Source organism: Pseudomonas sp. RC10-4-2 (assembly GCF_050433085.1).
In the GTDB taxonomy this organism is placed as follows: Bacteria; Pseudomonadota; Gammaproteobacteria; order Pseudomonadales; family Pseudomonadaceae; genus Pseudomonas; species Pseudomonas aeruginosa.
The window spans coordinates 1-15,663 of record NZ_JBNPXX010000003.1 but is presented as its reverse complement, the minus strand read 5'-3'; the positions used below and the strand labels follow the sequence as shown (position 1 = coordinate 15,663).

The 15,663-nt window shown below is 55.4% G+C and carries 7 protein-coding genes and 2 pseudogenes; 5 read left to right on the top strand and 4 right to left on the bottom strand.

All coding sequences use genetic code 11. The features are described 5' to 3' along the window. The first annotated feature begins 36 nt into the window (after positions 1-36). The 5 genes and pseudogenes from FHW81_RS15835 to FHW81_RS15815 all read left to right on the top strand — a co-directional run bounded on the left by FHW81_RS15835 (position 37) and on the right by FHW81_RS15815 (position 7,241). Positions 37-888 carry a class I SAM-dependent methyltransferase gene (locus FHW81_RS15835; protein WP_003089732.1) on the top strand — a complete coding sequence of 284 codons (852 nt, stop codon included), beginning with the start codon at positions 37-39 and terminating at the stop codon, positions 886-888. Then, a complete protein-coding gene (locus FHW81_RS15830; RefSeq protein WP_023911094.1) occupies positions 885-1,421 on the top strand; it encodes a GNAT family N-acetyltransferase in 537 nt (178 codons plus the stop codon). Before FHW81_RS15835 ends, FHW81_RS15830 begins: the two co-directional genes overlap by 4 nt. Positions 1,422-2,442: 1,021 nt before the next feature. Beyond that, positions 2,443-2,955: pseudogene (locus tag FHW81_RS15825) on the top strand (RHS repeat protein); the annotation flags it as partial. 1,182 nt (positions 2,956-4,137) lie between these two features. After that, positions 4,138-4,512 (top strand): annotated as a pseudogene (locus FHW81_RS15820) (RHS repeat domain-containing protein); the annotation flags it as partial. 14 nt (positions 4,513-4,526) lie between these two features. Beyond that, on the top strand, positions 4,527-7,241 hold the full coding sequence (locus tag FHW81_RS15815) for an RHS repeat domain-containing protein (protein WP_106120645.1): 2,715 nt from the start codon (positions 4,527-4,529) through the stop codon (positions 7,239-7,241). Between the two features lie 734 nt (positions 7,242-7,975). Here FHW81_RS15815 and FHW81_RS15810 read toward each other — a convergent pair. From FHW81_RS15810 to FHW81_RS15795, 4 genes are all read right to left on the bottom strand, one after another. Beyond that, positions 7,976-11,797, bottom strand: coding sequence for an RNA-directed DNA polymerase (locus FHW81_RS15810; RefSeq protein WP_124132388.1), 3,822 nt, complete (start codon positions 11,795-11,797; stop codon positions 7,976-7,978). 80 nt (positions 11,798-11,877) lie between these two features. Then, positions 11,878-13,755, bottom strand: a complete 1,878-nt coding sequence (locus FHW81_RS15805; RefSeq protein WP_106120644.1) for an AAA family ATPase — start codon at positions 13,753-13,755, stop codon at positions 11,878-11,880. Further along, positions 13,752-14,258, bottom strand: a complete 507-nt coding sequence (locus FHW81_RS15800) for an ABC-three component system middle component 2 (protein WP_087851428.1) — start codon at positions 14,256-14,258, stop codon at positions 13,752-13,754. Before FHW81_RS15800 ends, FHW81_RS15805 begins: the two co-directional genes overlap by 4 nt. Next, positions 14,243-15,325: an ABC-three component system protein gene (locus FHW81_RS15795; RefSeq protein WP_031690548.1), complete on the bottom strand. Its 1,083-nt coding sequence runs from the start codon at positions 15,323-15,325 to the stop codon at positions 14,243-14,245. The genes FHW81_RS15800 and FHW81_RS15795 overlap by 16 nt, the downstream gene beginning before the upstream one ends. Positions 15,326-15,663: the final 338 nt, after the last annotated feature.

Here is a 15,663-nt window from a genome sequence, read left to right as displayed (position 1 = left end):
CCGCGCGGTGGCACACTCCAGGGAAGGAGTCGAACCATGCGATCCGACCTGCACGAGGCCAACCGGCTGTCGTGGAACGCCGCCACCCGGGCGCACAACAGCCACAAGGCCGACCAGGCCGCCTTCTTCCGCAACGGCGGTTCCACGCTCTATCCCGAGGAACTGCAACTGCTCGGCCATCTCGACGGCCTGCGCCTGCTGCATCTGCAATGCAACGCCGGACAGGACAGCCTGAGCCTGGCGCGCCTTGGCGCCCGCGTCACCGGGGTCGACATCGCCGACAGCGCCATCGACTTCGCCCGCCAGCTGTCCCGTGACAGCGGCATCGCCGCCGACTTCCAGCGCGACGACATCCTCCGCTGGCTGCCCGTCGCCGCCACCCGCGGCGAACGCTTCGAACGGGTCTTCGCCTCCTACGGCACGCTGGTCTGGCTCTCCGACCTCAAGCGCTGGGCCGACGGCATCGCCCAGGTACTGGTTCCCGGCGGGCGCTTCGTCCTGGTGGAGTTCCACCCTTTCGCCCTGTACTTCGACCCACACTGGCAACCGGCCTACGACTACTTCAGCCGCGAGCCGATCGCCGAGAGCGGCGTCAGCGACTATGTCGCCGAGTCCGGCGCCAGCCTGGCGCCCTCCGGCTACCGCGCCGGCGTCGAGAACTTCAGCAACCCTCATCCCAGCTACGAGTTCCAGTGGGGCCTGGCCGATGTGATCGGCGCCCTGCTCGGCGCCGGCCTGCAACTCGAACGGCTGGAGGAATACCCCTACGCCAACGGCTGGGCCGGCTTCGACGGCATGCGCGACGGCGGCGGCGGACGCATGCTGCCGCCCGCCGATCGTCCGCGCCTGCCGCTGATGTACGGCCTCAGCGCAAGGAAACCACGATGACCGAAGAACGCCTGCTGCGCCGCGACGAAATCCCCCTGGTCTGGGAGATCGACCGCAGCGAAGTGATCGAACACCTGTATTCCGTCGAGGCCGGCCAACTGGTGCTGCGCCCCGAGTTCTACGACATGCGCGGCTGGCCGGAGGGCGAGGCCGAGCACTACACGCCGATCCTGCTCGACTGCTTCGACCGCGGCGGCTGGTTCCTCGGCCTGTTCGACCAGGGCCGCCTGATCGGCGCGGTAGTCCTCGACCCACGCCGCCTCGGCCCCGAGCGCGACTGGCTGCAACTGAAGTTCCTCCACCTCAGCCACGCCTACCGCCGCCGCGGCCTCGGCGCCCACCTCTTCCACCTCGCCGCCACCCAGGCCCGCCACCTAGGCGCCAGCGCGCTCTACGTTTCGGCTACGCCGTCGCAGAACACGGTGGATTTTTATACGAGACTCGGATGCCGGCTGTGCATGGAGCCGGATGAGGAGTTGTATCGGTTGGAGCCGGAGGATGTTCATCTTGTTTATCAGATACTCAACGCATAACCCTGAGAAATTACTTCGAACCATGCAATTCAAACTGAAAACCTTGCAACTCCTTGCATTCCTATCTATCTCTCAAGCCGCAACGGCGGAAATTTACTGGTATGGTGTTGGCACTGAAGACAAAAAAATAAAAACCCCTAGCGAATTATGTAATTACTATGCAGAACAGCGCAAAAGGGATTCTTATGAAAGGCCTGGGGCCGGTGGCCAGATAGCAATTACGGAAATCAGGACAAAATACGTCTCAAGTAAAACTCGCGACTGCAGATTTGACTATATATACATTAGCGGCCCATCTGCAGGAACTGAGAGTTACGGAAAATTACGTCTTTATAGAAGAGGGGATTGCTCACCATTAGATACGTACTCACATGCAACCGGGGCATGTGAAAAAAATGGAGGACCCGCGGGAAAAACATCGCCTCCTTCCAATACATGCAACGCGCCTAACTCCACGATAGGAAACCCTATTATAGTGGCGTATGGTACAAAAAAATATGAAGAAGCACTAATAACAGAACCGTTCCCCATACTACTGCTTTATAACTCCATAGATACAGAATGGAAGACCTCACTAGACTATAGAGTTCTAAAAGACACCACAACAATAAGAATAGCAAGCCCCAGTGGCGAGGAACTGGAATACAAGATCGAATCCGGATCATTCACCCCTAAAACTCCGACCCAAGGAATACTATCAGAAAAGAATAACCAACTTACTTACACCCAAAAGCATAAAGAAGTAACCTTCAAGGACGAAGAGCCTGAGAAGATAAAACACCACCACTCCTCTCCCATCGTTCTAGAGCGGAAAGGAAATCTCCTGACAGCAAGGACAAAGAGCCAAGAAAAAGTCGAAATCCTTCTCGACGAATATGGAAAAGCCAAATCCTTGGAAACATCAAGCACAAAAGTAGACCTAACCTACAATCAAAACGGAAGCCTAACTAAAAGAACAACTAATGCCTCCGGTTTCAAATCGGAAAAAGACTACCATTACGAAAATAGTCAAAACCCCCGTCTGTTAACCGGAATAACAGATGAAAATGGGGCCCGCTACGCCACCTGGACCTACGACGACCAAGGCCGCGCCATCTCCAGCGAACACGCCAACGGCGCCGAAAAGGTCACCCTCGCCTACAACGATGACGGCTCCACCACCGTCACCAACGAATACGGCAAGCAGGCCACCTACCGCTTCCAGGTGATCCAGGGTATCAAGCGCATCGTCGCCATCGAAGGCGAACCCTCGCCCAACTGCCCCAGCAGCAATTCCACCTTCACCTACGATGACCAGGGTCTGCTCACCAGCAAACGCGACAACAACGGCAACCTGACCACCTACCAGTACAACGCCCGTGGCCTGGAGACCTCGCGCACCGAGGCCGCCGGCACTGCGCAGGCGCGCACCATCAAAACCGACTGGCACCCGACCCTGTTCCTCCCGGTGCAGGTCAGCGAGCCCGGCCGGATCACCCGCTACCAGTACGACGCCGAGGGACGCAAGACCGGAGAGGCGGTTACAACGAACTAGAGAGTTACCTTTCAACCGACGCTCCATCACACCAAACCATGGAGCTGGAAGATTTAGCCTTTATATATTCAGCAAGGAGTTCTCATGTTGAAACTTAAAGAACATCCTATCACAACAATAAGCATGCTCTTTTTAATCACTCAACATAACTTTGCATTCTCCTCTGACTCAGAAATTTTTTGCTGGACTACAGCAGGCGGCCCTGGAGACCCTAGCAAATGCACCACAAACCCTGTCCCTCACTGCGAAAAAGCAGTACAAAAGAAGCAAGACAACGCACCTTTAGGTTATAAATATCAATATATATATACCGAAGTATATCCTGCAGGATCTGTGCTCTACTCGAAATGCCACTACACAGAGACAGTACCCACAGGCCAAGTCTTCACAAACCAATACCTACCAGGACCTGTCCTGTACAACCTATCCAGCTGCCAGCACCCTAATTTTATCAATGGATCATGTCTAGAGGGAGTTCCTCCAAAAACAGACTCATGCGCCAGCCCCAGTATTTACAATATCTATACTGGTGAGCCAGATTATACATATACAGTGCCAGCAGACCCCAGATCCCCGCCTATCAGTGTACACTATGACGGCAAAAATAATTTATGGAGACATAATTTCTCTGATTTTCTAATTAGTATCCAAGGAAATACATATATCTCGCTCAGCGACGGTAGGACGGCAACTTTCCCCTCCCTCCATAAGCATCCTGAAACCCTGACAAAGACAGAAACAGGATACATTTACGACTCCATAGAAAACAATCGACTTGAGTTCGATAAAAATGGAAAACTAATAAGCAAAAAAATCAACAAAGTAGAGTACACAGTCACTCAATCACCAAACAATAAACTGATAGTTTCCTCCAAGACAAAATTCACCACTACGATCACCCAAGACACTAGACTTCAACCGCTTTTAATTGAATCTGAAATCAAAAAAATCAAGTTTATATATGACAACTCTTTAAACCTTCGAAAAATAGACAACAACAATGCCTCCCTCACCACCTTTGACTATGCGCAGACCTCCCCAAAATGGAAGCTAAGCAGCGTAACAGCAAGAGACAATATAAAGGAGGCACTTTGGACATACAGAAACAACTACTTGTTCGAGATAGAGCGTGCATCAGGCATAGATAAGACACAAATATCAGACATCACCAATAACTCCATGACAATAGTCAATCCGTACGGCAGAAAAACAACATATCACTTTCAATTTATCCAAGGTATAAAATACATAACGTCTATCGAAGGCGAACCCTCGCCCAACTGCCCCAGCAGCAATTCCACCTTCACCTACGATGACCAGGGCCTGCTCACCAGCAAACGCGACAACAACGGCAACCTGACCACCTACCAGTACAACGCCCGTGGCCTGGAGACCTCGCGCACCGAGGCCGCCGGCACTGCGCAGGCGCGCACCATCACAACCGACTGGCACCCGACCCTGTTCCTCCCGGTGCAGGTCAGCGAGCCCGGCCGGATCACCCGCTACCAGTACGACGCCGAGGGACGCAAGACCGGCGAGACCGTCACCACCCGCTGACAAGGACGACACCCATGCGCATCCCCCCATACTTTCCCCGCCTCGGCGCCCTCGCCCTGGCCTGCGCCCTCGCCCTGCCCGCCCTGCCCGCGCAGGCGGCCGAGCGCGCCTGGAGCTACAGCTACAACGCCCTCGGCCTGATCGAGCGCGCCGACGGTCCGCGCACCGATGTGCAGGACGTCACCCTCTATGCCTACGACAGTCGCGGCAACCTGACCCAGGTGACCAACGCCCTCGGCCAGGTCACCCGCCTCGGCGACTATGACGAGCGCGGCAAGCCCGGCAGCATCACCGATGCCAACGGCGTCACCAGCAGCCTCGCCTACACCGGCGTCGACGGCTGGCTGGCCTCCGTCAGCACCGCCGGCAGCACCACCCGCTTCGACTACGACGCGGTCGGCCAGATCACCCGCGTCACCCGTGGCGACGGCAGTTGGCTGAGCTACGAATACGACGACGCACGGCGCCTGGTGGCGATCGGCAACAACCTCGGCGAACGCCTCGAATACGACGTCGACACCAAGGGCAATCGCACCGCCCAGCGCATCAAGGACGCCAGCGGCAGCCTGGTGCGCCAGCAGCAATGGGCCTACGACGAGCTTGGCCGGCTGCTCCGTGCGGTCGGCGCCGGCGGCCAGACACGCAGCTTCGCCTACGACCTCAACGACAATCCGGTCGGCGAAACCAACCCGCGCCAGTTCGCCCACAGCCAGGCCTTCGACGCCCTCGACCGGCTGGTCGGCCAGAGCGATCCTCTCGGCGGCAAGACCCAACTCGCCTACGACGCCCAGGACAACCTCACCGAGGTCAAGGACCCGCGCGGCGTCACCACCCGCTACGAATACGACGGCCTCGGCAACCTGACCCGACTGGTCAGCCCGGACAGCGGCACCACCACCTTCGAGCACGACGCCGCCGGCAACGTCATCCGCCGCACCGACGCTCGCGGTGCGGTCACCGAGTATCGCTACGACGCCCTCAATCGCCTGATCGAGCGCCACTCGCCGAGCGACCCGAGCCTCGACGTACAGTACCGCTACGACCTCACCGCCGACGGCAACAAAGGCATCGGCCGCCTGGGCGCCATCGAAGGTGCCCGCGACAGCCTGGTGTACCGCTACGACGAGCGCGGCAACCTGGTCGAGCAGGTACGCAGCATCCGCCTCGACCAGCAGGCCCTGCTCGACCGCGTGACCTACCGCTACGACGCGGCCAACCAACTGCTGGAGATCGGCTACCCCTCCGGCCTCGCCATCGGCTACCCGCGCAACGCCGGCGGCCAGGTCGCCAGCGTGACCCTGGCAGTAGGCGACAAGGCGCCGAGCCCCCTGGTCGGGCAGATCGCCTACCTGCCCTTCGGCCCGCTGCAGCGCCTGACCTGGGGCAACGGCATCACTCTCAGCCGCGAGTACGACCAGGACTACCAACTGCTGCGGCAGAAGGTCGGCCCCTGGCAGAGCGACTACCAGCACGATGCCAATGGCAATATCCAGCAGCACCGCCACAGCCTCTGGGGCACCCTGGACTACCAGTACGACCCGCTGGACCGCCTGACCGAGGAAAGCGGCGTCCAGGGCGGGCGCAGCTATGCCTACGACGCGGTCGGCAACCGCACCCAACGCAGCGACAACCCCGCCTCAGGCGGCACCGCCAGCAGCCAGGACTACCAGTACGCGCCCGACAGCAACCGATTGACCGCCATCGGCGCGCAAGCGGTGACCAGCGACGCCGCCGGCAACCTCACCCAGGACCGCCCCGCACGCAAACTGGCCTACGACGCCCAGGGCCGCCTGCAAAGCGTCAGCCTCGACGGCCAGCAGGTCGCCGAATACCGCTACAACGCCCTCGGCCAGCGCATCGTCAAGCTCACCCCCGAAAGCATCACCACCTACCTCTACGGCCCCGACGGCCAATTGCTCGGCGAAGCCGAACACGACGGTAGCGGCCGGAAACTGCGAGCCCAGTACTACCTGTGGCTGGACAGCCTGCCGCTGGCCACCATCGACGCCGACTACGACGCCCAGGGCAAGGTCGGCAACCCGACCCTGCTCTACCTCCATGGCGACCACCTCGACACCCCGCGCCTGGCCACCGATGCCAGCGGCCAGATCGCCTGGCAGTGGCAGTCCGACGCCTTCGGCCGCGGCGAAGCGCTGAGCCAGGGCAGCACCCAGGTCAACCTGCGCTTCTCCGGGCAGTACTACGATGCGGAGAGCGGGCTGCACTACAACTACTTCCGCGATTACGACCCACAGACAGGGCGCTACGTCGAGAGTGACCCTATTGGACTCAGAGGTGGTTTGAATACCTATGGGTATGTAATGGGAAACCCTCTCCGGTATATTGACCCCACCGGAGAAAGCATCGCGATAGTAGAAGCGCTTGTAGTGGGGGCGGTAATTGTCGGCGGCGCAATGATTATTAACAGCTTGGGGAATCCTGCTGGCCAAGACTCGCAAGGTGGAGATAACTATGGCGTCATACCTGACTGGCATAACCCTGACTACACTGGGCCTATTGCGCCGGAAGCGCCATCTGAAATGGCAAAAGGCGGAAAGCAAAACATTGATAATGAGTATGTTCGAGATGTTCTGGCTCAAGGGAAAAACTGCAACCCTTGCGAGTACTTAAGAAACCTCTATCAGAATGAGAGGAACGCAGTAGAGAGACAGAAAATCAAGCAAGCGATGAAGCGCTTTAACTGCGACGGCAAAAATAGGTTCCAATAATGACTTGGTTCGTTGTTAGCATTGCATCAACAATAGAGCTCTTGGCCCCCCCCCAAGAAGAGTATCCAATTTATGAGGACTACTACCTATTCGAGGCGCACTCTGAGGTTGAGCTTCAAGAAAAAATAAAATCCACGATGCAGATTATTGATAGCGCAGGAGACTGCACTTACCAAGGAAGCCCCGCTAAGCAGAAATGCTTAGGAACTCGAAAGGTAAGATCCATATACAACCCTCCACCTTCAGATCTGGATTCATCGCCGCCCTCGGACGGAACAGAGCTTAGTCATTCGTTCTTCATCGCAAGCTCATTGAAGGACGCTGAGGATTTTGCCCAAGGGAAGTCCGTACTCTTAAAATGCGTTGATGATTCAGAAGAATAAATATAGCTGATAGCCCACATCAGCCCTTAATAGAACAGGCCTCTATCTTAATTTGATAGGGGCCTCTTACTTATCTCTCGATTCCAATCAAAGTATTTACACCTCGCTACAAATGAGTGCGAGCGGCTGCTTAGTCGCTGTATCAATTCCCCCAGCAGGGTGTTCAGACTTTTTCGGTTCAGGGTGTCAGGTTGTTCCGGCACAGCGTTCAAGTTGGTGCAGCGCCTACAGGTGTTGGGGCCGGGGGATTTAATACGACCTGCTGGTTTTTTCTGGCGTCTTGCGCCGGAAAAACTTGCACGCCCTGCTGACTGCACCCTGCACATTCGCCGTGAGCGGCTGCTCAACAGCTCACCGCTTCAAGCCAGCTGGGGGGGCTTTGCCAATCCGCTCGCTCACCGTCTTGGTCACCGACGAACCAGGCTTGGCTGCTTCGAGCTCGGGCCCGAAATCCTCCATACGCACATCAAAAACTGAGATCGCTAGCTGCTCGGAGCCGTGGGAATGGGAAATCAGCCGTCGGTGTTCCTTGTCATACGGTGCTTGAGCAGTCGAGCCGCCAAACTCGCCGATATTCGCAATGAGGACGTGCTGGTACATGTGGTAACGCAACGCGGCAACCATTCCGTCGAACGTTTTCACGTCTTTGTTCATCGCTGCAACAACGTACATATGACTCTCATCTCTGAGATCAGCAGCAAGTGCGAGATCTGTAGCATCAAAACAGATCGAGCCCGTCAGCCTATAGGGCATCGCAGACGCATCTGCAGGATCTAACAACTCAATCACCACTTGGTATGGACGCCAAGAGCTAATACCAAGCCCCTGCTCCTCAGGCGTGAGGTGATATTTACCCTGATCGACCTCTACCCATGATCTCCGCCCAGAGCGTCTTTGGGGAACTAACCAACGGGCCGTGTTGATGGGGTTATTAGTGCCAGGCTCCCTCGCCCCGAGAAGACCATAGAAGAGCATCGCACCAGTTGCGTCCGAGAATGCTCGCATGAGGTCTTGGTCATCCACATGTATGGTTAGCTCGGGAAATACTACCAAGTCAAAATGCGGTTTTTCTGAGAGTCCTAAGACATAGTCTCTTGCAGCCAAATGCTTGATTGCTAAATGCAAAAGCGCTGCCGTGTGGTTACGGTGCTTTTCCCTATACCCCGGAGCTTCAAATCCATCTAGCCCAAGGGAGAAATGATCGTGCAGAGGCATTAGGCCTTGCACCATTGCAACACGAAGTCCTCGCTCCGACTTCAGTGGCCATTCGATAGGGTATCGGTAAATCGGTAGATTACTGCTGCTGCCATATATCTGTGCCTGGGCTTCTAGTCGCGCCCTGACCACTCTTTTAAAGTCACGGCGAGTTCTTATTTCCGCCACTGCGGAGCTCTCGTCTTCTGCGATACCGGGCCATCGGAGCAGCAATAAGAGTAGAGAAGAAAACCATGGCGTGATGGCGGCAGCAGTGCCACGGAGCGCCTCGGCCGTATGCAACATGCCCGTACGGCGCTTATGCCAAGTGCTCCGTAGCCCCCGATACCAACCTACATCTTCCCGGGCAAGCCAGTGACGTGCCGTGAAATCGGCTTCGCCTGTCGCCGCAGACCGCAGCAGCCGTCCAAACGCGTACATCCAGGCATCGTTCTCCATACACCACGACGGCGTTTCATAAGCCCTATCCCGAGCCTTGGATGTCGGAACTGCGCGCACCTCTATTTCTGTAAATCTAGGGTCGTTGAGCTTTTCCCAGTTATCGCTTCTCACTTGGACGTTCAGCGGTGTCAGCAACTCTGGATCGAACTCTTTTACACTCCTTGCCTGACCTAGCGCGAGCGCCAGTTTAAGTAGTGCATTTTCTTGGCTGAATGGCCCAGTAGGATGCGTGGTGACAGCTATCAAAGGCAGCCATTTCCGCGCAGGAAGAGGGGTAAAGCCATCTACCCACTTCGCAGCGGAATATTTGGCCAGATACTTCGGTGCACATGCAGCTAGGTTTGGCATGCCAGCGCGTTTAGATACGCTGATTTCAGCAAATAGATCGGGAGATGTTTCAGCTATGACCTTCCAAGCGTGAGAAATAAAGGGTTTTTCTTTCCCTACACAGAAGCGCTGGAACCAACTTATATAGTGGGGTACATCTCGTAGCAGCTGATGCCCAACCAACGAGATCACAAGATCCTCTTCCGTAGACATCTCCTGTCCGGATGAGGGTGAGCTGACAAAGCTCTGCAATACGCGGTGGAAACGTAGTTCAGATCCCCGAAGGCTAGCAATGGTTGGCTTCCGTAGCGCAGCCAGCAGCAAGCTGCCCTGTTGCTGCACATACCACGGAACATCGGAAAGCTCCAGCACCTGCGCTGCCAGTGCGGCAAGGGCCTCCCTATAGGCATCAACGTCCGCCACGCTGAAGCTCATGTCCTGCTCTGCCCACCACCCCGTCTCGGTCGCCCCTGCTTTGAAGAGGTCAGCGAATACGTAGTAGGCAACTCGCCTTTCGTAATCTGTTGTAGTGAGTGAAGTTTGGACTTTGCTCAACAGTGCCTGCGAGACAGGCTCCAGCAGCTCGGTACTAGGGTACAAATCGAGGGCATATCGTAGGACCTGAACCAGTGATGGATTCACAGCCCAAGCGGAGACAAGACGTCGTGCGGCTGCCTGAAAGTCGTGTATTAGGCCATCTTTAGTCGCTTCATCTTCATTGGTTTCTGTCAGGTCGGTCATACTTCGGCGCATACGCAGGGAACGTACGAGTCGATATGCCGAGAATCGTGTCAAGGTGTCATCACGCACCTCTAGCTTGGTCTTTGCTACAGAGGCCAGCCGCAGATAATCGTGTTGCCGAGGCGAGGCACTCTCTTCAATCAGTCCCAACTCTGCTAGCGACAGTAGCCCATTGAGACCTGCCTCTGTTTGGCGCAATGAGTCTAGATCGAACGGCCCACTTAGCTGTTGTTGGAGCGCTTTCATCCTAGCGGCTGTACGAGAGTCGCCGCCAACCTCTCCAAGTCGCTCGATCTGTGTCTTCGCGATATTGAGTCGCAGCCAAGTCGTGAGCTTCCCTTCAGGCGTTGTGTGCTTCTTCAACAGGCCCTGAATCCACTCACTGACTACCCCATTGAGCTCCGCTTCGCCTATAGCCCCGTCGTTCTGATCAGTCGAAATAACTAAGCGCAAATCATCGACATACCGGCAGTAATCATGGATATGAAAGCCTTTTCGTGGAGCACGCTTTCCTATGAAGTTGCCGACAGCTCGATCAAATTCCAACAGGTATGCGTTTGCGAAGAACCCACTGGAAACAAGTCCCTGAGGAAGTCCAGCAGGAAGCACACCGTCTCGAAACAGGCCTGCAAGACTCTTATCCTGAGTGCGCCACTGAAATGTTAGGGCGCTTCTCGCAGCCTTCCAAAACGACTCGCTTGACGGCTTCCGCTCCTCGCCTTTGGCAGCAAACGCCTCATATGCACCTCGCATATGTTTAACAAGAAGCTCGACATCGATATTATCGAAAAACGCACTTATATCGAGACTGACAATAAAGACGTTCGCCGCACCACTATCTTCAGCTGCTGTAGCAACGGCTATAGGTCGCTCCACAAAACGCTGATAGTCCTGAAAGTATCTGCTGTAGGTGTTGGAGTTTCCCCAAGAAAAATTTGCAACAGCATGGTCGTTCGACCATGTGCAAAAGAGACGATTACCGTAGCTGAAAACTCCACTGGCAGATGCTTCCAAGGCTGGCAGGGACGTGTCACCTTGCGCCGACTCGATGCAGTCTGCAAGGCACAACATGACGGCGGTGGCGACTGTTTGCTCGCGGATACCAATGTGAGCGAGCGGTCGAAGGACGGGTGAGTCCTCTCCTTCAGAAATCCGGGGAGCCCAACCACCATCACTTGTGGGTTTAAAAGTCCAGAGCCCATTTTTTGGTGCGGGCACTAGCCACGCTGGCGCCGTCTTATAGGTTCCGTCGGCTATAGCTTGGGACCAAGCGGATAAATTGCTTGCTAAGCAAACCGCAGACGCATCTAGCTCCAGAGTATCTGCATACCAGTTATGCTGCCGTATGAATGTATGTGTTTTCTTCCAAGCTTGCGCAAGGACAACTTCATCTTGGAGGATGACTCTCCGTGGGAAGAGCCTGTCATACCGCGCATCTACTACGCTCATTTAAAAACCTGTGAAAAACCATTCAAAGCTCGATTCAAGCGATCCCTTCAGGGAGTCTTCCTAAGTGCCAAGCTGGTATATTATACCGTGGGCTCGGGCGTGTATGGGAAAAGCCCATATCTTCCGTGATGCGGATTTTTTCCGAACATTTGAGACTGCTCGCGTTTCATTATTGAATCGGGTGGATTGGTGTTCTCAACCACAATGATCTGGCTATCTTCAGGCAGCGACACTAAGTAGGAGTAGAACTGCTCTTGAAGATCGGTGCCGGTCAAATCATCTTCATTACCATCAGGCTCCCGGTAGGCCAGCAAAGGGGAGTCTAAGACGACAAATCCCGTGTGCGGTGTTTTCCGACCGCGACAGAAAGCTAGAAGCCCCAGTGTGAACGCAGCATGGGTAATGGCGCGTAACCCTTTCCCGAATGCACTACGCGACTTCCCTGCAATAACTAGGTCGCGTGTCTTGGGGTCGAAATGTACATCTCCGGCCTCTGGGAAATGCCAGTCCTTCAGAATGCCCTCGACAATCTTGGAGAAATTGTGAGCAATGGTTGTAGGGATATCAGAGCTTGCCGCAGCGTCTGCTTTTTCATTACCCACGTCCTGCTCTAATACTTTTCGACGACGCTCCATATCCTGCACAGTGGCATACAGACTAAGTGCTTCACGCACTTCAGCACGCTTATCTGCAAACTCAGAATACGACTTTCGGACAGTCGATAGCCTCGGTGAGATCAGATCGTCCACTGCCACCGATACAGCATTCAGCTCATCAATGGCCCCTTGAATCCTACGCTCAAAACCATTGGTTTCTCGCTGAAGATCCCGCACCGTAGTCGATAGCTCGGCTCGTAGCACTTCTATCTTATTAATTTCCTGATGGGCCGCCTGTACTACTGCGCCTATGTTGCCATCGCATTGACTATCCACATGCTGGCTCTCAGGCATTGCGCCGCAAAGGGGGCAATGCTTGACGCCCATTACGCTGAACAGCGTTCCTCCTTCTTCAATAGCCCGCAGCCTCTCGATATCAGAGGCATAGTGCTGATCGAGAAGCCTGAAGCGCTCAAGCATTGCCGTGACTTCTGCCTGACGCTCGCGAATATCTTCCAATTTTTTGCGTAGCACACGCCGGTTCCTGGCAGCTTCCTGAAACTCGGCCTCGGACGTGTCTACCTGGGCAGCATGCTGGCGGAGTGAGATATCGATTTTGTCCAGTTGCTCCTCAAGCTCTTTCGGGCTACTGGTCAGCTCCTTCAACTGCCCACGATACTCATCGAGAAGCTGATCAAGCAGTTGCAGCTGTGCCTCGCGCGACAGCTCCTCAGGCTCCCGCTTGCTGCTAGAAACCAAGGCCGAATCGTCCGTTCCCGTCAAGAGCAACTTGAATGTTGCTAAGTTCGGTGTATTGGAGATTGGATTGCCATCAAAAAGAGGAGAGCTTTGCTGGGTGATCTCGGTCTCGTTGACGATCATCAACCGAGCCATGTTGCGAAAGCTCAGGCTATTGGTTTCGTTACGGGAATTTTTCCGTACTCGTTTACCCTGCAGGCTACAGAGGCTAAGCAAAAATGCTGAAAGGTTTGCGTCATGTCGGTCGCTATGTTGCTCGTCCAGTTGCTTGTACTCGACCTCCATCTCTGGTGGGCTCTCGTGCAACCCTTCATAGAGCCGAAAGCCTCCACCATCCATGCTGCGCCACAGCGTGAATTGTTCACCGGTCATCGCCTGTAGACCCAATAACACGCGGTCATAACCGACTCGCTCCGGTATGTCCCGCAGCGGGGGTTTGCCACCAAGCATGAAGTCAATGGCTTCGACAATGAATGATTTGCCCGTATTCGAAGCGCCATAGATGACATTCAGGCCAGCACCGAATGAAACGCAAGCGGGCTCCTTGTTCGGCCCAAAGAATCCTAGGAAGCACAGATGGAAACCTGAAAATTCCGGAGTCATACCTCGCCCCCTAGGCTTCGCTCATGCTGTTGAAACTCTTCAACCCACTTGTCGAAGAAGCGTCGCATTACCCTTTTGAATGCCTCGTCCGAATAGTCGCCGTACATATCAATTAGCCAAGAGGCACGCTCTTTCAGGTTGCACAAATAGTTCGATGAAAGGGCAGAAAGAAAGGTGGCGGCGTTTTCCCCTGCCACATACTTGATCCCGTCGGAGCTAATCTCTCGATCTACCAAGTCACGGGTCATCATCAACAGCAGCGCTTGCTCGACGAGCTTCCGACGTACCAGAAGCTCAGCGGAATGCATCGGGGTTGGCGGATGTAGATTGTCGGGCCCTCCTACGTCAGCGGTATGCACTAGTAGGTAGTCAAAAGCGACAAGCCTCTGTAAATCGTAGGCCTGAGGGTATGCCATACCTAGGATGGCCACTGCGCGCATTCCAGCTTCGAGGGGGCTATTGAAGGTAACAGGAGGGCGTCTCGGAGTCATGATTGCGTCCACCGCAAGCGCTCCTCGTTGACGAGCTGGTGGCAAATGCCATCTCGGTCCTTCGGGTTGGTGCAATTGATCAATGCATTTGCTGTGATTTGCATATCACGTGCGGCTTTTGTCACCGCGCGGACCTTTTCATACCCGTCGGCATGAGTGGCGTCATGGGTATCAATGACGCCGTCGTAGATGTCATCCTGCAATGACTCGAAAATGCCTGGCGGAACCGTGTCACGTGCGAACACGCGTAGTGCCTCCGCCTCATAAAACGCTTCCCTCTGACGGCGAAAATGATCCTTGAGCTTCGGCTGCGTGAGATCTGCAGGATCAGTCACCTGTGTGCTGGTGTGCTCTGAATAAGCGCCAAGTAGCTCCGTTACATAACGGCTTTCGACCGACGCCAGAGCAGCCGGGGGCTTGCCCGCTACCGGCCGAGGTGGCAATCCTCCACCAAAACGAGCAGAGAATGCCGGAGTGGATCGGTGATCTTCGACAAGTTGAAGCCCTGTCTTTGCTTCAAAGATCGTTAAGTCGAATGACTCCAGATAGGCGCTTAGCTCCGCATCGAGGTGAACCGCCTGGGTACTTGTAATTGAGTCTTTGATGGACTTGTCCCAGTTCGCAATCAGCTCCTCTCGCAGTCGCTCGGAGTTCCCAAGCAAGCGACTCAGCTTAGTGCCTGCCCCCCATGGAGAGACGAAATAGTAGTGGCGTGGAGGTGTGTATTCGCCCTTGAAGGAATACCAAATGATCTTCCCGAACTCGCCCCATACATCACCGGGCCAGAGCGCATGATCGTAGTGTTTACATTGATAGTTGTCCCAAGCGCCTTGCAGGCGCTTTTCACCTACAAAGCCGACGACATCAATACCCATGTCGCCAGCGCCAGAAAACCGCTGTACCTGGGCGTAGATTCGCTTCAGGCAGTGGTGCCCCCACTCTTGGACAAAGTCTTCCCACTGGTGGGGTGAATAGGTAAGGATGCGTTGCTGAGGTGGAATGGCAGGCCCATGAACCACTTGGGAAGCAGTAACCTCAGCCGCAGGCGCGCTCGGTACATCGAGATCCGTCCAGTTCACTGCGCCATGCCTCCTTACACAATCTATAAGTCATAACATCCTCTATCCGGTGCTTTATATGCAAGCCCGCCTATGCATCCGGGGCTCAACCCATCTCGTCCCCACCGCCGACTGAGCGACCAAGCCTCACGTTAAGGAAATTGCCGCTGCCGCAGAATTGGGCTGCCAACTCCCATCGCCCAAGCCGTAGGCATCGCCGATGCCCCATGGACTACAGCAGCGTCGCGAGCAGTCAAGCAATGGTGTAGTGGTCTACTGATCCCGGACACCGATTTAGGCGAAAATCCTCGCCGTGAGAGAGGTGTCTGATGAGCAAGCAACGACGTACGTTTTCCGCC

What these genes read in the sequence shown, in the direction of transcription:
- FHW81_RS15835 (WP_003089732.1), top strand. Translation starts at nt 37, where the DNA reads ATGCGATCCGACCTGCACGAGGCCAACCGGCTGTCGTGGAACGCCGCC.
- FHW81_RS15830 (WP_023911094.1), top strand. Translation starts at nt 885, where the DNA reads ATGACCGAAGAACGCCTGCTGCGCCGCGACGAAATCCCCCTGGTCTGG.
- FHW81_RS15815 (WP_106120645.1), top strand. Translation starts at nt 4,527, where the DNA reads ATGCGCATCCCCCCATACTTTCCCCGCCTCGGCGCCCTCGCCCTGGCC.
- FHW81_RS15810 (WP_124132388.1), bottom strand. Translation starts at nt 11,797, where the DNA reads ATGAGCGTAGTAGATGCGCGGTATGACAGGCTCTTCCCACGGAGAGTC.
- FHW81_RS15805 (WP_106120644.1), bottom strand. Translation starts at nt 13,755, where the DNA reads ATGACTCCGGAATTTTCAGGTTTCCATCTGTGCTTCCTAGGATTCTTT.